General features: G+C 61.0%; 24 protein-coding genes. 16 read left to right on the forward strand and 8 right to left on the reverse strand.

Annotated elements, in window-relative coordinates; genetic code table 11:
- Nucleotides 1-43 precede the first annotated feature (43 nt).
- Together AZH53_RS00975 and AZH53_RS00980 are read right to left on the reverse strand one after the other, a co-directional pair.
- Nucleotides 44-1,156, reverse strand: a complete 1,113-nt coding sequence (locus AZH53_RS00975; RefSeq protein ID WP_319641691.1) for a hypothetical protein — start codon at nt 1,154-1,156, stop codon at nt 44-46.
- 19 nt (nt 1,157-1,175) lie between these two features.
- Nucleotides 1,176-2,354 (reverse strand): tubulin/FtsZ family protein, encoded by a 1,179-nt coding sequence (locus AZH53_RS00980; RefSeq protein WP_319641692.1) that lies wholly within the window; start codon nt 2,352-2,354, stop codon nt 1,176-1,178.
- Between the two features lie 110 nt (nt 2,355-2,464).
- Between AZH53_RS00980 and AZH53_RS00985 the strand changes: the two genes are divergently transcribed.
- From AZH53_RS00985 to AZH53_RS01045, 13 genes are all read left to right on the forward strand, one after another.
- Nucleotides 2,465-3,694 (forward strand): NAD(P)/FAD-dependent oxidoreductase, encoded by a 1,230-nt coding sequence (locus AZH53_RS00985; protein ID WP_319641693.1) that lies wholly within the window; start codon nt 2,465-2,467, stop codon nt 3,692-3,694.
- Nucleotides 3,691-4,407 carry a glycosyltransferase gene (locus AZH53_RS00990; RefSeq protein WP_319641694.1) on the forward strand — a complete coding sequence of 239 codons (717 nt, stop codon included), beginning with the start codon at nt 3,691-3,693 and terminating at the stop codon, nt 4,405-4,407. Before AZH53_RS00985 ends, AZH53_RS00990 begins: the two co-directional genes overlap by 4 nt.
- Nucleotides 4,391-5,359 (forward strand): lysylphosphatidylglycerol synthase transmembrane domain-containing protein, encoded by a 969-nt coding sequence (locus AZH53_RS00995; RefSeq protein ID WP_319641695.1) that lies wholly within the window; start codon nt 4,391-4,393, stop codon nt 5,357-5,359. The genes AZH53_RS00990 and AZH53_RS00995 overlap by 17 nt, the downstream gene beginning before the upstream one ends.
- Complete coding sequence (locus AZH53_RS01000) at nt 5,356-7,368, forward strand: DUF2298 domain-containing protein (RefSeq protein WP_319641696.1); 2,013 nt, start codon at nt 5,356-5,358, stop codon at nt 7,366-7,368. The genes AZH53_RS00995 and AZH53_RS01000 overlap by 4 nt, the downstream gene beginning before the upstream one ends.
- A gap of 183 nt (nt 7,369-7,551) precedes the next feature.
- Nucleotides 7,552-7,920, forward strand: a complete 369-nt coding sequence (gene rpl7ae / locus AZH53_RS01005) for a 50S ribosomal protein L7Ae (RefSeq protein WP_319641697.1) — start codon at nt 7,552-7,554, stop codon at nt 7,918-7,920.
- A gap of 8 nt (nt 7,921-7,928) precedes the next feature.
- On the forward strand, nt 7,929-8,135 hold the full coding sequence (locus AZH53_RS01010) for a 30S ribosomal protein S28e (RefSeq protein WP_319641698.1): 207 nt from the start codon (nt 7,929-7,931) through the stop codon (nt 8,133-8,135).
- Nucleotides 8,136-8,140: 5 nt separating this feature from the next.
- On the forward strand, nt 8,141-8,332 hold the full coding sequence (locus AZH53_RS01015) for a 50S ribosomal protein L24e (protein ID WP_319641699.1): 192 nt from the start codon (nt 8,141-8,143) through the stop codon (nt 8,330-8,332).
- Nucleotides 8,333-8,338: 6 nt separating this feature from the next.
- A complete protein-coding gene (gene ndk, locus AZH53_RS01020) occupies nt 8,339-8,788 on the forward strand; it encodes a nucleoside-diphosphate kinase (protein ID WP_319641700.1) in 450 nt (149 codons plus the stop codon).
- Nucleotides 8,789-8,953: 165 nt separating this feature from the next.
- The gene (locus tag AZH53_RS01025) at nt 8,954-9,157 is read left to right on the forward strand and encodes a hypothetical protein (protein ID WP_319641701.1); all 204 of its coding nucleotides are present in this window, start codon (nt 8,954-8,956) and stop codon (nt 9,155-9,157) included.
- Nucleotides 9,141-9,944 carry a nitrilase-related carbon-nitrogen hydrolase gene (locus AZH53_RS01030; protein ID WP_319641702.1) on the forward strand — a complete coding sequence of 268 codons (804 nt, stop codon included), beginning with the start codon at nt 9,141-9,143 and terminating at the stop codon, nt 9,942-9,944. The genes AZH53_RS01025 and AZH53_RS01030 overlap by 17 nt, the downstream gene beginning before the upstream one ends.
- 77 nt (nt 9,945-10,021) lie before the next feature.
- On the forward strand, nt 10,022-11,224 hold the full coding sequence (gene thrC / locus AZH53_RS01035; protein ID WP_319641703.1) for a threonine synthase: 1,203 nt from the start codon (nt 10,022-10,024) through the stop codon (nt 11,222-11,224).
- Nucleotides 11,164-11,775 carry a DUF5803 family protein gene (locus AZH53_RS01040; RefSeq protein WP_319641704.1) on the forward strand — a complete coding sequence of 204 codons (612 nt, stop codon included), beginning with the start codon at nt 11,164-11,166 and terminating at the stop codon, nt 11,773-11,775. The genes thrC and AZH53_RS01040 overlap by 61 nt, the downstream gene beginning before the upstream one ends.
- A gap of 77 nt (nt 11,776-11,852) precedes the next feature.
- On the forward strand, nt 11,853-13,313 hold the full coding sequence (locus AZH53_RS01045) for a DUF3821 domain-containing protein (protein WP_319641705.1): 1,461 nt from the start codon (nt 11,853-11,855) through the stop codon (nt 13,311-13,313).
- An 82-nt stretch (nt 13,314-13,395) separates the two neighbouring features.
- Here AZH53_RS01045 and AZH53_RS01050 read toward each other — a convergent pair whose 3' ends face one another.
- The 6 genes from AZH53_RS01050 to AZH53_RS01075 all read right to left on the reverse strand — a co-directional run bounded on the left by AZH53_RS01050 (nt 13,396) and on the right by AZH53_RS01075 (nt 18,183).
- Nucleotides 13,396-14,283 (reverse strand): thiamine pyrophosphate-dependent enzyme, encoded by an 888-nt coding sequence (locus AZH53_RS01050; RefSeq protein ID WP_319641706.1) that lies wholly within the window; start codon nt 14,281-14,283, stop codon nt 13,396-13,398.
- Nucleotide 14,284: 1 nt separating this feature from the next.
- Nucleotides 14,285-15,445: a transketolase C-terminal domain-containing protein gene (locus tag AZH53_RS01055; RefSeq protein ID WP_319641707.1), complete on the reverse strand. Its 1,161-nt coding sequence runs from the start codon at nt 15,443-15,445 to the stop codon at nt 14,285-14,287.
- Nucleotides 15,446-15,703 (reverse strand): 4Fe-4S binding protein, encoded by a 258-nt coding sequence (locus AZH53_RS01060; protein WP_319641708.1) that lies wholly within the window; start codon nt 15,701-15,703, stop codon nt 15,446-15,448.
- Between the two features lies 1 nt (nt 15,704).
- Entirely contained in the window at nt 15,705-16,247 is a 543-nt protein-coding gene (locus AZH53_RS01065) for a pyruvate ferredoxin oxidoreductase subunit gamma (protein ID WP_319641709.1), read from the reverse strand.
- A 41-nt stretch (nt 16,248-16,288) separates the two neighbouring features.
- The gene (locus tag AZH53_RS01070) at nt 16,289-17,161 is read right to left on the reverse strand and encodes a methanogenesis marker 12 protein (RefSeq protein ID WP_319641710.1); all 873 of its coding nucleotides are present in this window, start codon (nt 17,159-17,161) and stop codon (nt 16,289-16,291) included.
- Between the two features lie 152 nt (nt 17,162-17,313).
- The gene (locus tag AZH53_RS01075) at nt 17,314-18,183 is read right to left on the reverse strand and encodes a DUF368 domain-containing protein (protein WP_319641711.1); all 870 of its coding nucleotides are present in this window, start codon (nt 18,181-18,183) and stop codon (nt 17,314-17,316) included.
- Nucleotides 18,184-18,243: 60 nt separating this feature from the next.
- Here AZH53_RS01075 and AZH53_RS01080 point away from each other — a divergent pair, with 60 nt between their 5' ends.
- The 3 genes from AZH53_RS01080 (at nt 18,244) to AZH53_RS01090 (ending at nt 21,143) form a co-directional block, all read left to right on the forward strand.
- Complete coding sequence (locus AZH53_RS01080) at nt 18,244-19,182, forward strand: NAD-dependent epimerase/dehydratase family protein (protein WP_319641712.1); 939 nt, start codon at nt 18,244-18,246, stop codon at nt 19,180-19,182.
- Between the two features lie 65 nt (nt 19,183-19,247).
- Nucleotides 19,248-20,399: a cofactor-independent phosphoglycerate mutase gene (locus AZH53_RS01085; protein WP_319641713.1), complete on the forward strand. Its 1,152-nt coding sequence runs from the start codon at nt 19,248-19,250 to the stop codon at nt 20,397-20,399.
- A gap of 222 nt (nt 20,400-20,621) precedes the next feature.
- The gene (locus AZH53_RS01090) at nt 20,622-21,143 is read left to right on the forward strand and encodes a hypothetical protein (RefSeq protein ID WP_319641714.1); all 522 of its coding nucleotides are present in this window, start codon (nt 20,622-20,624) and stop codon (nt 21,141-21,143) included.
- Nucleotides 21,144-21,176: the final 33 nt, after the last annotated feature.

The raw sequence follows: 21,176 nt of genomic DNA on the forward strand, positions 1-21,176 counted from the left end.
GGGGAAAAAATGATGAGTTTGGGGGGGTGGAAGATACCGGGTGTTAGCCCAGCTCGTCCCACTTGGTGTGGCGTTTATACACCGTATATCCGATGGCTCCGATGATTACCACGGCGACGATGATCAGGATGTAGGTGCCCAGGCCGCTCAGGTCGGGGAGGAATCCTCCGTCACCGATCTCCTCGCGGAGGTCCTCTGCGGAGGAAAGGGCCTCATCTGCAGTCAATGCCGCTTCCTCGGCGTTCAGGCGCGCCTGATAATAGTCGCCGTTGTCCCGGAAGTCCTTTGCCTGGGAGAGCTGGGTCTCGGCGATGGAGAGTTTCTTCTCGATGGAGGTGACGCGTGAGTCATCGCTCATCGTACGGTTTTCCACGAAGTAGGTGATGTGGGTGTTCGTCGTATCGATGGTCGTCTGGGCATCACTGATCAGCTTGTTTGCATAGGCTGCCTTTGCGAGGTCGTCCGCCTCTTCAATCAGCGTGCCGGCCTCCGCGAGATACTCGTTTGCCTGCGTATAACTGGAGGTCTTCGCGTTCGTGATGGCCGTCTTTGCTTCCTGGTACTTGGCCTCGGCATCTGCGACATTGACACCCTCGGTGGCGATGGTGTCGATGGTGGTCCGAAGCTCGGCGAGTTCATCCTCACGGACGTCAAGCACCTTGTCGATGTCTTCGGGGTTCAGGACGGTCTTTTCTATCAGGTATTCACCTGCGGAAACGATATTGCCGTTTCCGTCAAGCTCCCGGATGCGAATGACCTCAATCTCCCCTGTTGAAGAGACGGCAGGAGCCTTCCCTTCGAGGGTGATATAGATGGCGACCTCATTGGTATCGGGATACGAGAGTTCCCAGCCGGAGATTCTGACATATCTCGTCGAGACGGTCCGGGTCTGTTCAATGTCATTGATGGAAACGGTGTACTCGTATTCCGGATCGTCGAGATCGGTGTAGATCTCAATTTCATTCCCCGCGTTGAAGGTCTGATCTCCGGACCCTGTCAGCTGGATTGCAATGTTCGTGATGATGCGGTCCCCGGGGGATGCGGGGCCGCTCGGATCAACGTCACTAGACTGTACCGAATATCCTGCTGCCATTGCCGGCGGAACCAGACATAATGCCAGCAGGATACAGAGAATCGCGATAATTCCACGTTTCATGCCTCACCTCTGCATCTGTTCATTCAAAGAGCGGGTCAACTTCTTCGTCGTCAAACATCGTTGCCCGGCGCTCTTTCGATTTAATAACATCTTCCTTGGTCTCCTTTGCGATAGCAAGGAGTTCCCTGATACGGGGTGCATCTCCGATGGTTGCAAGCACCACCACAGCCGCAACCTTTGAACTCTCTGTCGGATAGTCACCGCCACGCACCTCGACACCGGCGATATTTTCCTCGACCCAGGACTTCGATTTCTCGACCCCTTTGCGGTCCATCTCATTGGGTGGACCTGCGATAAGGACCAGGGCACGCTCCGCCGTCGTATAATCACACGGGAGCGTCAGCCGGCCGAGCATTGCCCGCCGGACAAGACCGATGATCTTCGCGGATTTGTCTTCTCCGGTCAGGACCTCCTCGGCTGCCTCTTTCTTCTTGAAGCCTTTCAGGAGGCCTGCCGCCCGTCCCTGCCGCTGCTTGGTGCTCTTGCTCACCGTCTCGGAGATGGCATAGCCGACAGACGATATGCCGCCGCCCCGTAGGGTATTGATGATCTCACTGGAGTCGACGACCATCTCACCAACGCCGCTCTTGCCGACCTCGCCTGCCCGGAACATGACGCCGAACCTGCGGACAATTTCGTCATTGAGACGCTGGTAGGCTCCGCGGACGCTCTCGCCCTCGTTCTTCCACGCACTGTTGTCGAAGATGAAGGTGTTGTCTGCCTCATTGACCAGGGTGGACAGACTTCGGGCTGCATTATACGAATAGAGCCGACCTTCTTCTGGAGCGGGGAGGATACCCAGGGCATAGACCGGTTCCCTGTAGATCCTTTTCAGGTGGCGTGCCAGCACCGGAGATCCTCCGGAACCGGTACCGCCGCCGAGGCCGGCGACGATGACAAATGCATCAATGTCGTGCGTCCCGCGGTTGTCGATGGTGTTGATGATGCTGTCAATTTCATCTGCGGTGATCTTGGCACCGGTGACGTTGTCGGTGCCGACGCCGTGGCCCTTGACAACTGTCTGTCCGATGAGAATTCTGTCCTTGAGCTCGATCTGGTCGAGCCCCATGAGATCGGTCCGGGCAGTGTTTACTGCAATGGCTCGGAAGGATCTCGTGGGATGTTTTTTGTCCTGTTCAATGAACATGTCGACAATTTTGCCGCCGGCCTGGCCAAACCCGATGAAAAAAACTCTCATGAATATACACCATCCAATGGTTGAAGATAATCGCCTCTTCAGGTTATTAAAGTGTTTATTTCTTAACTTCAAAAACTTTCTTATGACGGTTGATAGCATAGTATACTTGAATGAATATCTGCATCATTGGCGGAGGATTAACGGGTCTGACGGCGGCGTTCGCTCTTGCGGACGAGGCCTCCGTGGATGTCCTGGAAGCCTCCTCTATAACTGGCGGACTCCTCTCCTCGACCCGTGTCGGTGATGCATGGATTGAGAATTATTATCATCACTGTTTTTCAGGTGACCGTCTCCTCATCGGACTCATGGGAGAACTGGGCATAAAGGGAGGTCTCGAGTGGAGGAAGGGGAGCACCGGATATTATGTCGACGGTACCATCCATCCCCTGACGACACCCCTTGAGATCCTCAGATGTCCCGTTCTGACGCTTGGGGACAAATACCGTCTTGCCCGCCTCACCCTTTCGGCAAAAAAGTACAACGCAGACGAACTGGATGATGTGACCGCACGGGATTTTCTTCTGGAAAAGTGCGGGAGGCATACGTACGAAGCGTTCTTCGAACCGCTCCTGAAGAGCAAGTTCGGTGCGATGCGGGATCAGGTCTCGGCGGCGTGGATGGTGTCACGGATCGCCATCCGGTCGGACCGCGGGCCGGAGGGAGAGCGGCTCGGGTACCTGAAATTCGGCTACCACACCCTTGTGGACGCACTGGTCCGGGCCATCCGGGAGAAGGGGGGGGCCGTGCATACAGGCATCGCCGCCCACTCGGTCCGGCAGATGGAGGACGGGACATGGGAGGTGAACGGGGCCCCCTATGACGCCGTCATCTCCACCATCAGGCCGTCGGTCCTCGAAGGACTCGGGGGGCCCGCCCTGCCTGATATTCCCTATCAGGGGGCTGCCTGCCTGACGATGGGCCTCCCGCGTGATGTCACGAAGGGTATCTACTGGGTGAATATGAAGGACGAGGCACCCTATGGGGCGGTCATCGGACATACGAACTTCATCCCGGAGGAACGGTACGGGTCGCATATTGTCTACCTCGCCTCGTACTTCTCCGAACGTCTCCCCGCGGATCACGAGCAGACGATGATCAACGACTTCTGCCGCCGGTTTGCCGTGCGGCCCGAGGAGATCGAGTGGCATTTCATGACCGTCGATACTGCAGCGGGGCCGGTGTACACGACCGGGTACCGGTCACTCATTGCCCCCTATGAAACGGACGGCCTCTATATGGCGGGGATGTTCTCCGCCCCGAACTATCCCGAACGGAGCATGGAAGGCTCGGTTGCGGCGGGTTACGAGGTCGCGAAGCGTGTGATGGAGGGACGGGCATGAGCGAGTACGAGGTCTGTGCCGTCCTTCCGGTCTTCAACGACCGGGAGGCGCTGGAGACGGCGATTCCCGCCTCCCTCGGGGCCCTCGAGGAGATCACCGGTTCCTTCCTGCTCGTCGTCGCAGAGGACGGCAGCACGGACGGAAGCCCCGAACTCGTCCGTGAGTGGGAGAAGAGAGACCCCCGTGTACGGCTCTTCCATTCGGACGAACGCCTCGGGCGCGGGGAAGCCCTCAACCGGGCATTCCGGTCGGTCGATGCCGACATCGTCTGTTATTATGATGTGGATCTCGCGACCGACATCGCCCACCTCGGGGAACTCATCGGTGCCATCCGGGACGGCTATGACATCGCCACGGGGTCCCGGCTGATGAGGGAGAGCGACATCGTCCGGACACAGGAACGCGAGGTGGCGAGCCGGGGGTACAATATGCTGGTGCGAACGGTCCTCGGGAGCACGCTGCAGGACCATCAGTGCGGGTTCAAGGCCTTCCGGCGCAGCCGCCTCCTCCCGCTCATCCCTGAGGTCGAGTCGCACCACTGGTTCTGGGATACCGAAGTGCTCGTCCGGGGACAGAAGAGAGGATACCGGATAAAGGAGTTCCCCGTCCGGTGGCGGACCAGCGACAAGACGACGGTCCGGTTCAAGGATGTCTTTGAAATGGGTTCGGCGATCTTCCGTCTCAGGTGGCAGCTGCATGCTCAGAAAGATTAGCGCCATCGTGCTGCCCACCGTCCTTGCGGTCGCGATCGTCGGGTTCATGCTCGCCCGCGTCTGGGACGATCTCCTCGTAGCCCTTGAGCATGCCGTCTATTCCTATCTCCTCCTTGCCGTCCTCATCTGCATCGGGGCATGGTTTCTGCGGGGATGGCGGTACCGTTACATCCTCTCGTCGCTTGCGGTCACGGTGACGCTCTGGCTCTCGACGGCCTGCATCTACCTCTCCCAGACGGCAAACCTGATAGTTCCCGCCCGGCTGGGCGACCTCGTCCGTATCTTCGTCCTGCACCACGAGGCGGATGCCGGGTACTCGGTGAGCCTCTCGTCCATCGTCGTCGAGCGGTTCTTTGATATCATCACGGTGGCGCTTCTGGGGGCGCTCGCCCTCCCCTTCGTCCTGAATGTCCCGGACTGGTTCGTTACGATCATCGTTGCCGCCATCCTGCTCTGCGGGGCATTCGTCGTCTTCCTCCTCTTTGCGGGCAGGTTCGAGTCAAAGAACAAATACCTCGCGATGGGGCTTCGGCTCATCGGGCAGGTACGGGAGGCGTCGCTTTCGGTGGCGTCGGTGACCGTCCTCTCGGCAAGTTCGATTGCCATCTGGATCACCGACATCGTCATCTGCTATGTGATTGCGCTCATGTTCGAAACGCCGGTCCCCTTCATCATCGTTGCCCTTGCGATCGTCATCGGCAATCTCGTCAAGGCGGTGCCGGTCACGCCCGGCGGGATCGGGACCTATGAACTCGCGGTGGCTCTCACCCTCGGGCTTGCAGGCGTTACGCCGGCCGTGGCGACGCTCATCGCGGTCATCGACCATCTCGTGAAAAATCTGGTCACCCTCGGTGGCGGCATCGTCTCCCTCTATCTCTTCGGCGACTGGTCGGTGGACCTGATGCGCCGGGCCTTCTCCCGTTCCCTGCAGGTGGAGGAGGCCGGGAAGTGATCCCGGCGGGGGAGCAGGCACTGGCCGTCATCGGCTGGCTTTGCATCCTGAAGCTCCTGCAGCTCGCCCTCTGGCCGTGGCTGAAGGAGGGGTTCGGAAAACTCGCCTACGGGGCGGCCTATCCGCTCTCCCTCGTCCTCTTCACCCTGGTGAGCTGGTACTGCGGCATCATCGGTGTTCCCGTGCAGGCGGCACTTCTGCCGTTTCTCCTCCTGCTGGGCGCGGGTGTGTATCGGGGGAAGTATTCCCTCGCCGCCCTTCGCGGGGAGGTGCGGTGGGACGTTCTCTTCCTCCTCTGCTTCACCTTCATGCTCGAGATCCGGTTCTTCAACCCCTCGATATCGTATGCGGAGAAGTTCATGGACCATGCCTTCCTCGCATCGATAATGCGTGACCCCGTCGTCGCCCCGCCCGACCCGTGGTATGCGGGAGGCGACCTTGCGGTCTATTATTATCTCGGGCACTGGATGATGGGGGCCGTAGGGCTTTCGGCAGGGGTGCCCTCCCCCGTCGCATTCAACCTCATCCTCCCGACGGTCTTTGCAAACGCAGCCGCGGCGCTCTATGCGGCGGGCCATGTCCTCCTGAAGCGGTTCCGGCTGCTGCCGGTTCTGGCGCTCTTTCTGGTGAACCCCTCCTTTCTCGTCCTCGCCGCCTCCGGGGCCGGGGCACATGATATCCTGTGGGGGGCGACGCGGACGATTACGGACACGATAAACGAGTTCCCCCTCTTCTCCTTTCTCTGGGGGGACCCGCATGCCCATGTGATCGCCCTCTTCAACCAGGCACTCCTCATCTTCATCCTCGTCTATGCCTACCACGAGTGGAACCACCGCTCGGAAATCGGCCGGTGGATCATCGTCGGGGCGGCGGCCCTCTCCCTCGGGTCGATGCCGGGGATCAACTCGTGGGACGTCCTCATCTACGCCCCGGTGATACTGGTGGCGGGCCTCCTCATCTGGCGGCGGGCCGTCCGTGAGGGGTCCGGCGACCCGTATCCGTGGCGGTTTCTCGTCTGCGTCCCGCCGCTCTCGGTGATTGCGTATCTCCCGTATTACCTGATGCTCGATTCACAGGGGATCTCAGGGGTGGGCATCGTCCTCTTCCCTTCCGCCGTGGGCGAGTTCCTGCTGGTGTACGGGTTTTTCATGGCGGTCTTCTGGATGGCCGCACTCCCCGACCTGAAGGTGCGGCCGTGGCTCGTCCTTGCCGCCGCCCCTTTTCTGGTCGCGGGCTATGCTGCGGCGGCGATCGCCGCGGTGCCGGCAGCCGCCTTTGCCCTGCGAAAGAACATGCGGGCGGCCGACCTTCTGGCGGTCTTCGGCCTTGTGGTCATCATATTTACCGAACTCTTTTACCTGATGGACGGGATGGGAGATGTCTACTACCGGATGAACACCGTCTTCAAGTTCGGGCTCGTCGCGTGGATGATGATGGGAACGGCGGCGATGGCATATGTCGGCGGATGGTGTGCCCGGTTCGTACCCGGGGGGCGCATACCGCAGGGGGCGAAGACCGCGGGAGTGCTCCTCATCATCCTCGTCCTCCTCGCCGCCCCGGTTGTGATCCCCGACCTGAGCTACGGCTACGGGGGAAAGACGCTGGACGGGCTCGCATGGGTCGGCCTGCAGCACCCCGGCGATGCAGAGGCCCTTCCGTTCGTCTCCTCCCTCCCGGCGGGGACAGTGATCCTCGAGGCGGAAGGCGGAGACTACGTCTACTACTCACGGATATCCTCCTTCACCGGGGTTGCGACCGTCATCGGCATGCCGTTTCATGAACAGATGTGGCGGGGGGACGAAGGGATGGTCGGCACCCGGATGGCCGATGTCCGGGCGATGTATGAAGACCCGGAGCGTGCCCCTGCACTCTATGAGGTCTACGGTGTCGATTATGTCTATGTGGGGACGCCGGAACGCGAAGAGTACGCGGTCTTTCTCCCCGAAGATGCGCTCCTGCCCGTCTGGAGCGGGGATGAGGTCGTCATCTACCGTGTCCGGGAGACCTGAACGCCACTTCGCCGCGAGCGAATTTCCCTTAAAAGAAGGGGATTCAATAACATTTATCCGTGAAACTGTCGATATAATATGGCTACATCAATCACTGACTGATGAGTGATGAAGGAGTACCCATTCGAATAGCGGGAACCGCATGGTCGGTCCCTGCCTCTATGCTCCTGAATGAGGTGAGTTATGTCAAAGGTATACGCAAAATTTGAAGTTCCGGACGAGATCCAGAACAAAGCCCTCGAGGCACTGGAGATCGCACGCGACACCGGCAAGATCAAGAAAGGATCCAACGAAGCAACGAAGGCAGTCGAGAGAGGACAGGCCGAACTTATCCTTCTCGGCGGCGACGTTGAGCCGGAAGAGATCGTCATGCACCTTCCCGCACTCTGCGACGAGAAACAGATCCCGTACGTGATCATCAACAAGCAGAACGATGTCGGTGCGGCAAGCGGCCTCGACGTCGGGTCCGCTGCAGCAGCCATCGTCAAGGCCGGGAAGGGCAAGGAACTTCTCGATGAGGTCGTCGGGCAGATTACCGCTCTGAGAGGGTGAACTGACCTATGGCAGACGCAACGCCCGCAGAAGTCATTGAGGTGATCGGTTCCACCGGTATGCACGGCGAAGCCATGCAGGTGAAATGCCGTATCCTCGAGGGCAACAACAAGGGGCGGATCATCACCCGCAATACGGTTGGTCCAATCCGCGAGGGGGATGTCCTCATGCTGCTCGAGACCGAGCGCGAGGCAAAGAAACTCTCGAGAAGGTGAAATAAATGGTAGACTTTCATACCTGCACGTTCTGTGGCGAACAGATGGAACCGGGTACCGGGAAGATGTACGTCCGCAAGGACGGCACCATCTTTTATTTCTGCTGTTCCAAGTGCCAGAACAACTATCGCCTTGGCCGCGTTCCCCGCCGTGTCGCATGGACGAAGGCCGGACGCAAGGCACTGGGCAAGGAGTGATCCTTCATGGATCGCACTTTTTTAATGGTGAAGCCGGACGGCGTTCAGCGCGGTCTCATCGGCGACGTCATCGCCCGGTTTGAAAAGAAGGGCCTCAAGATGGTCGCCGGCAAGTTCGAGAAGCTCCCCGAAGAGCGTGTCCTCGAACACTATGCCGAACACGTCGAAAAGCCGTTCTTCCCCGGTCTCAAGTCCTATATCATGAGCGGACCCTGTTTCCTCATGGTCTGGGAGGGAAAGGACGTCGTTGCCATCACCCGGCAGATGATCGGGGCAACGAACCCTGCAGAGGCGGCACCCGGCACCATCCGCGGTGACTACGCCCTCGAGATCGGCATGAATGTGATCCACGGCTCCGACTCCGACGAGACGGCGGCCCGCGAGATTGCCATCCACTTTGCTCCCGAAGAGATTGCCCCGTACGCCCGTATCGACGAGGCATTCCTCTACGAGTAAGGTGCAGACAGGCATCATACATTTTTTCTTTAACCTTCACAAGATCCCGGCTCCTGAGCGGAAGCGCCCTCGGGCGGGCTTCATTGGATTCAATCCATTTATCTGTATGTGGGTGGTAGAAGTAGATACGAATCCTGGGATGTGCAGGTGCGGCGGTTTTGTGACATGGATGCTGAAAAGAAGGTGATTGCAGGGGGCCTCGTTACCGCCCTGAGTATTGTTGTGGCAGGGGTACTGATCGGTGCACGGATACTTGGGGCCACCGTCCCGTATGCAGGGTATGTCCTTATCCTCTGTGCCGTGGTCGTCGTCACCGGTGTCATGGTGATGAACCGGAATGCGGGCGGTGAGGATGGTGTCTCCCCATAAAGGGGTCGTCAGGATCTGCTGTGCACAGGTAGGGTCCCGCTGGGACGCACCGGCGGTGAACCTGCGACAGGCGGCCCGCTGTGCGGGGGAGGCAGCGGAGCATGGAGCAGACGTCATCGTCTTTCCCGAGCAGTATGCGACCGGCTGGGATCCGCGGGCGACATCACATGCCGAACCGACGGGGGGCCCCGTCCAGTCCGCCTATGCCGCGATCGCCGGTGAGTCCGGCATCACGGTCGTGGGGTCGGCCCGCATCATGGGTGATGCCGGACTCACCAACTCCTGCGTCGTCTATGGGCCGGAGGGCGAACTCCTCACCTCGTATGCCAAGATGCATCTCTTCTCTCCCGCCGGCGAGGAGATGGTCTATACGCCGGGAAATTCTTTGGGCTGTTTTGCCGTCGGGGGCGTGCAGTTCGGTCTGGCCGTCTGTTATGACCTGCGGTTCGGCGACCTCTTTTCCGCCTATGCCCGGGCGGGAGTGCACTGTGTCTGCGTGCCTGCCGCATGGCCCTGCGAGCGCCTGCATCACTGGCGGCTCTTCCTTGCGACCCGGGCACTGGAGAACCAGTACTATGTGGCAGGCGCAGGCACGATCGGGACGACGCCCGTCGGGGAATACTGCGGAGGCACGGCCGTCATGGGGCCGGACGGTGAGGAACGGGCGGCGGCAGGCGACGGAGAACGGCTCCTCTTTGCCGATATCGATGCCGGCGAGGTCGGACGTGTGCGGGCATCGTTTCCGGTGACGGCCGACCGGCGCGACGACCTGTACCGCAGGCTCTGATGCGGGACCGCGGAGCCCTCCTCTTCCTGTTCCCTCCATCATCTATACTTACCCGAAGCGCGAAGAGTACTGGTATTATGTTTCGTCTTGTCTGCATCGGCTGCGGTGCGACGTATGCCAGTGATGAGATAATCTACCGCTGCAGGAAATGCGATCACCTGCTTGCGGTTCAATATGATCTGGACTCTCTGGAAATTTCCCGTGAGGAGTGGAACCGGCGTCCCCTGCGCCTGTGGAGATACAGGGAACTTCTCCCCGTACAGGGTGAGCCCGTCACCCTCCAGGAGGGAGGAACCCCCCTCTACCACATGAAACGGCTCGGCGAAGAGCTTGGTCTGAAGGAACTCTACGCCAAGCACGAGGGAATGAATCCGTCCGGCTCGTTCAAGGACCGCGGAATGACGGTCGGCGTCTCGATGGCCCGCGAGCTCGGGATGAAGACGGTGGCCTGTGCCAGCACCGGCAACACCTCGGCAAGCCTTGCGGTGTATGGTGCAAAGGCCGGCATGCCGGCGGTCGTCCTCCTCCCCGCGGGCAAGGTCGCCCTCGGAAAGGTGGCGCAGGCCCTGATGCACGGGGCAAAGGTGATCGCCATCCGCGACAACTTCGACCGTGCCCTCGAGATGGTGCATGAACTCTGCGTCACCGACGGGATATACCTCCTCAACTCTGTCAACCCCTACCGGCTCGAGGGGCAGAAGACCATCGGATTTGAAGCAGTCGACCAACTGGGCGACGTCCCGGACCGGATGGTACTTCCCGTCGGCAATGCCGGCAACATCTCGGCGGTGCACAAGGGTCTCGGCGAACTCATCGAGCTCGGGTTCATCGACCGGATGCCGATGATGACCGGCATCCAGGCGCAGGGGTCCCGGCCCGTCGTCGATGCGATCGAACAGGGCCTCGACCCCCTCATCCCCCAGAAGGACCCCGAGACCGTCGCGACCGCGATTCGGATCGGTGCCCCGGTCAATGCCGAGAAGGCGCTGCGGGCCATCCGGGAGACCGGCGGGACGGCCGAGGCGGTGACGGACGAGGAGATCCTCGCCATGCAGCGTGATCTTGCGAGAAAGGAGGGCATCGGGGTCGAACCGGCCTCCGCGGCCTCGGTCGCCGGTGTGAAGAAGCTCGTCGAGGCGGGCCTCATCGACCGCGACGAGCGTATCGTATGTGTGGTGACCGGGCACCTCCTCAAAGACCCGGAGACGGTGATCAGGCAATGCGAGCCACCGATCGAGATCGATGCCGATATCGCATCGTTGCGGTCAGTCTTGCACTGATCCTCCTTTTTCAGGGCGCCGCAGCCCTGAATGCAACCTTCGTCGTGGGTGAGAACGGAACCTGGTATCGCGGCGACGTGATGGTCGAGGGTATTTCTGAATACAAGTTTTCCGAACCCGGGTTTCTCGGGGAACCGGTGCCTCTTGCCGCAACAAACATCACCGTCACGAATGCCAGCGGTCCGGTCCCCTTCGAAGAAAAGAACGCCGGAACGATCACCTTCCCCGAAGGTGACTATACCGTCGGGTATGACGCCCCGCTCAACGACCGACACCTTACCGTGATACTGGACACCGCCTCCGATGTGACCGTCGTTCTGCCGGATGCCTTTTCGATATCGAATCCGCTGCTGGGGTATACCAGCAACGGTGCATCGGTGAACCAGACGCCTCAGGGGACGATCATCACGTGGGAGGAGGAGCGGATGGTTGAGGTCCGGTTCTACGATGCCTTTCAGGAGCAGATGCTCGTCATCTTCGGGACCTTCTGGGTTGCCCTGGTCGTCATCTTCCTGGTGCCCTATTTCCTGACCCGCAGGAAACAGGAATAATCTCTTTTCCACGGGTCTCGCGGTCGCAACCCACATATAGAGTACCGGATATAAGACTCCTCACACGTGAGGAAGAGATGATGAAATCCGGAATGATTGCCCTTGTAGCGGCATGTATGCTTGTCCTCCTGCTGGTGCTGCCGGCAGCGGCAGTGACCACCACGGTCCCGAAGGGAGGGACGGTCTTTATCGGGGAAGAGGGGCTCGACCTCTCCGGGACCCTTGTGGGCGGCGACTCGCAGATTGCCTACTACGCCCCAGGTGCGGACGTCGGGACTTCAGCGCCTGAAGCTCTCCGTTCGGTCAGTTCCGGGGCGACGTTCTATGTCTCGCCGTCCGACTTTCTGGGCCGGACGGGGGCATGGTACTCGTACCCGAACGGTGTGAACGGCACGGCGGAGATAGCGGTCTTCGTGGAGGAGCCCTACCTGAATGTCCGCCTGTGGGTGTACCCGTCGAATGCCGCTCCCCGGACTGCGGAGGGCTACAAGCTCATCACCGGGGACAAGCTCAACTTCAGGATCGAGACGAACACCTACCCGATCTTCTCCCGGCCGGGCGTGACGGCCGCGGATGACGGCATCGACATCTACGTGACCGAACCGGACGGGACCACCTACACGGCGCTCTTCGACTCGGTGTCGGGGGCGACATCGATTGCCACCGTCAACCTGAAGCCGACATCGTCGGTCTGGTACATCCCGAATCCGTCATCGAAGCAGTACATCTGGGACACCGGCAATCCCGCCTACAAGTCGGGGACGTATGAGTACCGGGCGGAAATTTCCGTCAATGACATGAAGGAGAACTATGGCGGCGGCGACGGCAACGCGGTGCAGGAGACGGTGACGTCCGACATCCTCGGCTCGGCGACAGAACCGCTCACCCCGACCGCGACGCCCACGCCCGATTACATCGAGGCGACCGGCACCGTCGATTTGAATGTCGACACCGGCGGGTATGTGCAGGTCGACACCCGCCTGTGGGACGGCAGCAGCGAAGGAGCGATGGAAGCATATGTCTTCCTTCCGAAAGGGACGCAGGCGTTAAACGAGAAGGCGCAGGCACTCAGGGAGCTCTCCCTCTATGTGGCGGCTTTCCTGCATACGGGCGTCTGGCCGGACGTTCCCGAGGGGCAGAATGAGCTCGTCGCCTACTATCTCGGCCCGGGTACCGGTCCTGACGGCCGGGCGACCTTCTCCCCGGCGGTGGAGCTGGGCATCCTCATCAGCGACAACGCGGCCGTCCACAATCTGTATTGGTTGAACGAGCGCCTTGACCGCTGGGACGAGGTGGACGCAGCGACAGATCCCGACGACGGGTACCTCAAGGCGGACATCACGAACTCCGGCATTTATCTGATGACCTATCCGGCGGCGCCGACGACAGGACCGACGGTCCCGACCGAATCGCCGACGCAGATGCCGACCGATGAGCCGACCACCGCCGCTCCGACGCCCACCCCGGCGCCTCCCGGATGGCTCGCGCCGCTCGGTGCAGTGGCGGTGGGAGCCGCTCTCCTTCGTAGGAAGGGGTAACGGAAGACTCCAATTTTCATTCTTTTTTTAGAGAAGTGCGGGAAAAAAAGTGGCGAATGTCCACCGGATGGTGGCTTATTCCTTAAAGTTCGATATCGATGCCGTACTTCTCGGCATTGGCGTCCGCGATGGCCTGGATCTTGGCGATCTCGTCGGTCACCGGGGCGGGCTTGAAGAGGTGGCGGAAGCGCTTCTGGGCCTTCAGGTAGGCGTCGACCGGAACGCGCTTTACCTTCTTCGCCTTGACGAGCCTGCCGTTCTCCATCTCGTAGTTGACCCAGAGGCCGCACTCGAGTGCCATCTTCCCGATCTCGATCGTCTTGCCGCCCTCGAATCCCCATCCCGTGCTGCACGGGGCATGGATCTGGATGTAGCAGGCGCCGGGCGTGTTGACGGCCTTCTCCACCTTCTTCATGAGATCCATCGGGTAGGCGACGCTTGCGGTTGCGACATAGGTCGCGCCGTGGGCCGCGAGGATCTGGGGGAGGTCTTTTTTCGGGCGGGAGTTGCCCATCGAGTACTTCCCGGCGGGAGAGGTGGTCGTCGAGGCGTCGTACGGGGTGGCCCCGGACCGCTGGATGCCGGTGTTCATGTAGGCCTCGTTGTCGTAGCAGATGTACGTGATGTCGTGGCCGCGCTCGAAGGCACCGGAGATGCAGAGCATCCCGATATCGAAGGTGGCGCCGTCACCACAGACGCAGACGACCTTCTCGGTGCGGTTGTTGTGTTTGAGCGAGGCCTCGATACCGGAGGCGACCGCTGCGGCGTTCTCGAAGAGGGAGTGAATCCAGGGGACCTTCCATGCGGTCTCCGGGTATGGCGTGGAGAATACCTCCATGCATCCGGTGGAGGCGACGACGATCGTATCCTCTCCGGTCCCTTTCAGGATGAGCTTTGCCGCCAGGGCAGGTCCGCATCCACCGCAGGCGCGGTGGCCGCAGTCGAAGAGCTCGAGTGATTTGTCGACCATCTCAGAGCACCTCCTCGCGAAGACCGTAGAACATATCCCCTTCTCCTTTGACCGCAAGCTCCGCGATATTGCGGATATCCTTCTTGCGGATATCCCTGCCGCCGAGACCGGTGACATAGCTGTAGACGCTGATGCCGGTTCCGTTGAGCGCGTGCAGAACCTCGGGGCCGACGGCGCCTTTCATGGCAGAGCCGATGGAGATGTTCTTCTCGAGGACGGCCACCGTGGCAACACCGGCAAGGGCCTTTGCGATATCATTCTTCGGGAACGGGCGGTATGTCCGGATCTTGACGAGTCCCGCCTTGATGCCGTCCGCACGCATCTCGTCGATGGCGTCCTTGACGGTACCGCAGAGCGATCCCAATGCGACGAAGGCGATGTCGGCGTCGTCCATGCGGTAGGACTCGATGTGTTCCGAGTAGTCGCGCCCGAACATCTCGCCGAACTCCTTTCCTGCCTCGGAAAGTGCTGTCGCGCAGCGGTCCATCGCCCGGTCGATCTCGTACCTGAACTCGTGGTAGTACTCGGGGGTGGCATACATGCCCATGGAGATCGGGTTTTTGGCGTCGAGCATGTTGTAGGGTACATACTTCGGGAGATAGGCATCGATCTCTTCCTGGGTCGGGATGTCGACCGGCTCGTAGGTGTGCGAAAGGATGAACCCGTCGAAGCAGACGAATCCCGGCAGGAGAACGTCGTGGCGCTCCGCCGCCTTGTAGGCGATGAAGTGCTGGTCGGTCATCTCCTGTACATCCTCGCCGTAGAGCTGGAACCATCCGGAGTCACGCAGGGACAGTGAGTCCTGCTGGTCGTTCCAGATGGAGAGCGGTGCGCCGAGGGCGCGGTTGGCAATGGACATGATGATCGGCTGGCGCATGCCCGCGACGTTGAAGACTACCTCTGCCATGAGCATCAGCCCCTGCGACGATGTGGCGGAATAGACACGGGACCCTGCCGCGGACGACCCGAGGCATGCGGAGAGAGCGGAGAATTCCGATTCCACGCAGATGTATTCTGCATCGAGGTCACCGTCAGCCACCATCTCGGCGAGGCGTTCGACGATATGTGTCTGGGGGGTGATCGGGTATGCGGAGACGACCTCCGGGCGGCAGAGGCGCACGGCCTCTGCAACGGCGTGGGAACCTTCCATTATCTGCAGCATTTATTTCTCCTCCAGTTCCATTGCGATTGCATCGGTCGGGCACTCCTCGGCACAGAGGCCGCAGCCCTTGCAGTAGTCGAGGTCCACGACGATCTTGCCTTCGACCTCTTCCATTGCGGTCTCCGGGCAGATGAGGACGCAGTTGCCGCAGAGGGTACAGGTTTCGGGGTCGACGACCGGCAGGAAGACCCGCCATGATCCGGTTTTATTGTCGCACGCCTTTCCGGGGGGTGCACAGCATCCGATTCGAAGCGCCATCTCAGGCACCTCCCCTGACCATCTCGTATGCCTTTCGTGCAGCGGCGATGTTCTTCTCTGCAAGAGAGCCTGCGAACCGCTCCTTGAGGGCCTCCTCAAGGGCATCAAGTTCGATCTCGCCGGTTGCGGCGGCAAAGGCGCCCATAAGGGTGGTATTCGTAATCGGCAGCCCGAGGACCTCCAGGGCGACCGATGTTGCATCGATAGTTATCAGTTTCACTCCGGCCGGGACGCCGGGGACGGTATCCTGTTCTGTATTGACGAGGGCAATGCCGCCCTCCTTCATACCGCCGAAGACATTCACATCGGCGATTAGCGAACTGTCCTGGACCACTATGTAGTCCGGCTCGTAGATCTGACTTCTGAGCCGGATCTTTTCATCACTGAAACGGACAAAGGCCTGCACCGGTGCTCCCCTTCGTTCAACACCAAATGCGGGAAAAGCCTGCGAATAGACGCCGCTTTTGAAAGCGGCAGTCGCAATAAGTTCTGCTGCAGTAACAGAACCCTGTCCGCCTCTTCCGTGGATTCGTAGTTCTCTCAAAAAAATCCCCATGTAATTTTACATGATTAATAGATATAAATCTACAGATCAACCGCGAGGCCGAGAATGGTATCGGTTCCGGTGAATACATCGCGTGCAATCCGCGATAGCCCCCGTGCTGCCGCCCATTCGTCAAATACCGAAACTGAGTCGCCCAGAATTGCCTGCACGTCGTCTGCGATGGCCGGCCCCTGTGACCCGGCGACGGCGATGGGGGCGCCCGGGGCGAGGATGCGGAGGGCCGCAATCTCCATCGCGGTCCAGAGGGCAAGGGCCGGTGCCTGCTGGTCCGCGGGGAGGGTGTGGCGGACCCCTGCGTGGAGGAATGCCTCGTTTGCGGTCTCCTCGCCGCGGTCGATGCGGCGGATGGCGTCGACGTCGAGGGCGCCGTGGGTGGTCCCCGGCGCGAAGACACACGCATCGAAGGCGCCGACGACGGCCCCGTCCTGAACGAGGAGCGAGACCGTGTTGGAACTGACGTCTGCGACGATGAATGTGTCCCCGAGCGACTGCTGCGCCTCGTAGGCGATGCCGAGCTTCTCCGGGCTCGTCTGGTGGGAGTAGGCCTTGAAGCGCGGGTCCGTCGGGGACCCCCGGTGAATGCCGGGGATGACGACGGCGGGAATGCCGCTTTCCTTTACCATATCATAGACCCGTGTCCCGCCGCCGATGTGCTCGCCTGCGCCTTCGCGGGTGATGATGCCGCGGTTCTGTACCTTTCTGATATCGGTGATCGCACTGATGGCGTCGCCCATGGAGTAGCAGACGGCGATGCCGTCGAAGGCGCCGTTTCGGGAGAGCGGGGCAAGGTCATCCATCGTGAAGGCGGTCGCATCCCTGCGCGGGATCTTCATCTCGCCGGATGATGTTGCAAACCGCATTGCGGTCGTGCCGTGGTCAATGCCGAGGTACATAAAATCTGTACTATGTTTACCTCCACCTTACATGAAGGGATTGGACGTCCGGGCCGTCTGCGACCGGGAAAACAGGAGTGTGGTGGTGTGGAAGGAGCCGGGGAGGGGCCACGCGGTGTGTCGTCATGATCGTCTCCTCGTCCGGACTTTGATCAGCGACCGGCGGCAAACCGGCGGCGGGCCCACTCCATCAGGACGATGACCGCAATGCCGACCGCCGTGAAGAGCCACGCCTGCATGTCAAATCCGCCGGCGGCGCCGATGGTGTCTGCAAGGAGGCGGGTCGACCCGAGCATGAGCCCTGTCAGGAAACCGAGCATGATGCCGTGGTGGTGGCGCAGGAGATATTTGAGCGCCTTGGAGAAGAGCAGGAGACCCACCACTCCCCCTGCCATGTACGCGATGATGTCGGGCAGGGAGAGCGTCTTCACTGCATTCAGGAGATACTCGTACTGGTTGAGGAGAAGGGTCAGGTACGCCCCGGAGATCCCCGGCAGGATCATCGCACAGAGCGCCACCATGCCGGTGAGAAAGAGGATGGGAAGCGAGTGCCCGAGGGAGGAGGGGGAGAGCCCGGCGATGAGAAATCCCCCGGCAAACCCCGCGACGAGAAAGAGCCAGACCTTCGTCGTCCGCTCCTCGACCTCGAGGAGGATGAGCGCCGACGAGGCGATGATGAGCCCGAAGAAGAATGCGTAGGTGGGGACGGCATACCACTCCAGCAGAAGGAGGATGATGTTTGCCATCAGGAGGGCCGCGGCACCGATGCCCGCCCCGAGGGTGATGAGAAACTTCGGGTCGACGGCCGCGACCGCTGCACGGACACCGTCCCAGTCCCGGCGGGCGAGCGAGACGACGGCACGGGGGCGGATATTGCCGATGGCGGTGACGAGCCGTTCGTAGATGCCGGTGATAAGCGCAATCGTTCCGCCGGAGACGCCGGGGATGATATCGCAGATGCCCATAGCACCGCCTTTGAGAAATATGAGCAGATATTCAAGGATATTCCGGTCGTCGTTCACGGTACAAGTATGTGAAAAGAGAGTGCTTAATGGTATAGCAGACAAAACCTTGCGACAGGTATGAAAGCGATCGTAACCGGTGGTGCCGGGTTTATCGGGTCACACCTTGTCGATGCGCTCGTCGCACGTGGTGACGAGGTTGTGGTGATCGACAGTCTTGCGACCGGGACAACAGCCAACATCGACGGGCATATTGCCTCGGGTGCGGTGAAGTTCGTGCAGGCCGACCTGCTCGGTGACGGCTGGCAGGGTGAGTGCGCCGGCTGCCGGCGGGTCTATCATGTCGCGGCCGACCCGGATGTCCGGGCAAGCGCCGGTGCGGCGTACCATATGTACCGCCAGAATGTGGACGCCGCCGTCCGCGTCCTCGAGGCGATGCGGGAGCACGGCGTCCCTGAGTTCGCCTTCACCTCGACCTCCACGGTCTACGGCGAGGCGACGGTGATCCCGACGCCGGAGGACTACTCGCCCATGGTGCCGATCTCCATCTACGGGGCGACGAAACTCGCGGACGAGGCGATGATCTCGGCCTATGCCGCGACCTACGGGATGACCGCGTGGGTCTTCCGGTTTGCAAACATCATCGGCGAGCGGAGCAACCATGGCGTCATCTGGGACTTCGTCCACAAGCTCCGCGACCGGCCCGGCCGGCTGGAGATCCTCGGCGACGGCAAACAGGTGAAGTCGTACCTCGAGGTCACCGCCTGCATCGAGGGCATCCTCTATGCGATCGGGAATGCAAACGAGACGTTCAACGTCTTCAACGTCGGGTCGGAGGACTGGATCAGCGTCACCGAGATCGCCGATGTGATCGTCGGGGAGATGGGGCTGGAGAACGTTGCATACGACTTCACCGGTGGCGACCGCGGGTGGGTCGGGGACGTCCCGAAGATGCAGCTCGGCGTGGAGAAGATCAAGGCGCTTGGGTGGGTGCCCCCGGTGAACTCGCGTGAGTCCGTTCGGCGGGCGGTACGGTCGCTTCTTGATGCGCTGGACTAAACAGATGAGCAATCCGGCTTGTTGCGATCGCAAAACGGACACCGACAGATACAATTGAGGCAGTTATGAAATACGTGGTGGTTCTCGGAGACGGAATGGCCGACTGGCCCGACCCTGCCCATGACGGCAGGACACCGCTTGAATATGCGAATATTCCGAATATGGACCGGATTGCCCGCGAGGGGCGGTGCGGGATGCTTGCGACGGTACCGGAGGGGTTCGAACCGGGCAGTGACATCGCCAATCTCTCCGTCCTCGGGTATGACCCGGTGAAATACTATACCGGAAGGGGCGCCCTCGAGGCGGTCTCGATGGGCGTCGACCTTGGGGCGGGGGATATTGCCTACCGCTGCAACCTCGTCTGCATCAAAGACGGGGTGATGGAGGACTTCTCCGCAGGACACATCACGAGCGGGGAGGGTGCCGCCCTTCTCGCCTCGCTTGCGGAGGAGCTTGCAGACGTCGGACTCTATCCCGGCGTCTCCTACCGGCACCTCCTCGTCGCCCCCGGCGGCGGGGGGGCGGAGACGACGCCCCCGCATGACATCGTGGGTCGGGAAACAGCGGAATTCCTGCCCACAGGAGCGGATGCGGAGCTCCTCCTCCGGTGCATGGAGGTCTCCCGCCGGGTCTTTGCGGACCACCCGGTCAACGCCCGAAGGGTTGCGGAAGGAAAGACGCCCGCCACCTCCATCTGGCCGTGGTCGGGCGGGGCAAAACCCGCACTTCCGCTCTTCGAGGAGAAGTACGGCAGGACCGGCGGGATCATCTCGGCGGTGGACCTTCTCAACGGCATCGCCCGGTGCGCCGGGATGCAGGTGATCACCGTCCCCGGGGCGACCGGCTATCTCGACACCGATTACGAAGGAAAGGCACGTGCCGCGGTGGCGGCCCTTGCGGAGGTCGATTTCGTGTACATGCACGTCGAGGCCCCTGACGAGGCGGGCCATCTCGGCAGCTGGGACGAGAAGGTAAAGGCCATCGAACGGCTCGATGCGGTGATCGGCATCATTCTGGACGAGGCGGATGCAACGATTGCAGTCCTGCCCGACCACCCGACGCCGATTGCCCTCAAGACCCACACGAGCGAGCCGGTGCCGTTTGCCATCCTCGGCAAAGGAACGGACGATGTGCAGGCCTACTCGGAAAAGGATGCGAAGGACGGGTCGTATGGTCTGATGAATGCACTTGATTTCCTTCCGCTGCTCTTCTCCTAAGGGGAGCGGCGGGAAAAAAACGTTGAAGGACGGCTGCGGCAGGCAATCGTAATCAGGCATCAGTTCCCTGCGTCATCATGAGTGTCAGTGGGGGTAACTTTCATCATCTGCCCCGCCGTGCCGCACCGTTGTCGTTTACATATATGTCCTTCAGATCACTTATCCTCTTTCTCACCGCACGGGTGTAACCCTTACATTCTCATGCAGCATAGTACAGCCTGAGTGACCGTCATGCCCGCACCAAAGAAACTCACCATCGGCGTCTCCGTCAACCTCCAGCGGTACGAAAACCTCCGCCTCACGGTCGAGGGCGAGGTGGAGACCGAGGAGGATGCAGAGGACCTTGCCCTGTATCTCGACCATGTGCTTGCCCGGTTCGGCAGAAACGATCCCGAGACCGCATCCCAGATCGACCGGTACCGGGAGCGGGTGATGCCGGTCACGGCATCTCCCGGTGGGGAGGCTCAGGAGGCGGCACCAGTGGCGCCATCGGAAACTCCGGTCGGCCCCGGCCCTGTCGCAGCTCCCGGCTTTCTCTCCCGCAGAGCAGGCGGTGCGGAGGGTGTCGCAGCGTCAGGTCCCGCACAGGAGTCTGGCATCCCGGAACATCCTGCCCCGGCAGCAGGCGATCACGGCCGCTGTGAGGAGTGTGGGGCGCCCCTCTCCCGGCAGGAGGCGAAACTGAGCCACCTCTTCGTCGACCGCCTCCTCTGCAAGAAGTGCCTCGACACCCTTCAGGGCTGACACCGTGCGGGGGGTGAAAGTGAATATCATCTA

The organism is Methanovulcanius yangii (assembly GCF_018687785.1).
GTDB lineage: Archaea > Halobacteriota > Methanomicrobia > Methanomicrobiales > Methanomicrobiaceae > Methanovulcanius > Methanovulcanius yangii.

Excerpts from the sequence above, each read along its gene's own strand:
- AZH53_RS01010 (WP_319641698.1), top strand. The coding sequence starts at position 7,929 with ATGGCAGACGCAACGCCCGCAGAAGTCATTGAGGTGATCGGTTCCACC.
- AZH53_RS01080 (WP_319641712.1), top strand. The coding sequence starts at position 18,244 with ATGAAAGCGATCGTAACCGGTGGTGCCGGGTTTATCGGGTCACACCTT.
- thrC (WP_319641703.1), top strand. The coding sequence starts at position 10,022 with ATGTTTCGTCTTGTCTGCATCGGCTGCGGTGCGACGTATGCCAGTGAT.
- AZH53_RS01085 (WP_319641713.1), top strand. The coding sequence starts at position 19,248 with ATGAAATACGTGGTGGTTCTCGGAGACGGAATGGCCGACTGGCCCGAC.
- AZH53_RS00985 (WP_319641693.1), top strand. The coding sequence starts at position 2,465 with ATGAATATCTGCATCATTGGCGGAGGATTAACGGGTCTGACGGCGGCG.
- AZH53_RS01055 (WP_319641707.1), bottom strand. The coding sequence starts at position 15,445 with ATGCTGCAGATAATGGAAGGTTCCCACGCCGTTGCAGAGGCCGTGCGC.
- AZH53_RS00980 (WP_319641692.1), bottom strand. The coding sequence starts at position 2,354 with ATGAGAGTTTTTTTCATCGGGTTTGGCCAGGCCGGCGGCAAAATTGTC.
- rpl7ae (WP_319641697.1), top strand. The coding sequence starts at position 7,552 with ATGTCAAAGGTATACGCAAAATTTGAAGTTCCGGACGAGATCCAGAAC.
- AZH53_RS00990 (WP_319641694.1), top strand. The coding sequence starts at position 3,691 with ATGAGCGAGTACGAGGTCTGTGCCGTCCTTCCGGTCTTCAACGACCGG.
- AZH53_RS01040 (WP_319641704.1), top strand. The coding sequence starts at position 11,164 with ATGCGAGCCACCGATCGAGATCGATGCCGATATCGCATCGTTGCGGTC.
- AZH53_RS01015 (WP_319641699.1), top strand. The coding sequence starts at position 8,141 with ATGGTAGACTTTCATACCTGCACGTTCTGTGGCGAACAGATGGAACCG.
- AZH53_RS01025 (WP_319641701.1), top strand. The coding sequence starts at position 8,954 with ATGGATGCTGAAAAGAAGGTGATTGCAGGGGGCCTCGTTACCGCCCTG.
- AZH53_RS01030 (WP_319641702.1), top strand. The coding sequence starts at position 9,141 with ATGGTGTCTCCCCATAAAGGGGTCGTCAGGATCTGCTGTGCACAGGTA.
- AZH53_RS00995 (WP_319641695.1), top strand. The coding sequence starts at position 4,391 with ATGCTCAGAAAGATTAGCGCCATCGTGCTGCCCACCGTCCTTGCGGTC.
- AZH53_RS01050 (WP_319641706.1), bottom strand. The coding sequence starts at position 14,283 with ATGGTCGACAAATCACTCGAGCTCTTCGACTGCGGCCACCGCGCCTGC.
- AZH53_RS01045 (WP_319641705.1), top strand. The coding sequence starts at position 11,853 with ATGATGAAATCCGGAATGATTGCCCTTGTAGCGGCATGTATGCTTGTC.
- AZH53_RS01060 (WP_319641708.1), bottom strand. The coding sequence starts at position 15,703 with ATGGCGCTTCGAATCGGATGCTGTGCACCCCCCGGAAAGGCGTGCGAC.
- AZH53_RS01070 (WP_319641710.1), bottom strand. The coding sequence starts at position 17,161 with ATGTACCTCGGCATTGACCACGGCACGACCGCAATGCGGTTTGCAACA.
- AZH53_RS00975 (WP_319641691.1), bottom strand. The coding sequence starts at position 1,156 with ATGAAACGTGGAATTATCGCGATTCTCTGTATCCTGCTGGCATTATGT.
- ndk (WP_319641700.1), top strand. The coding sequence starts at position 8,339 with ATGGATCGCACTTTTTTAATGGTGAAGCCGGACGGCGTTCAGCGCGGT.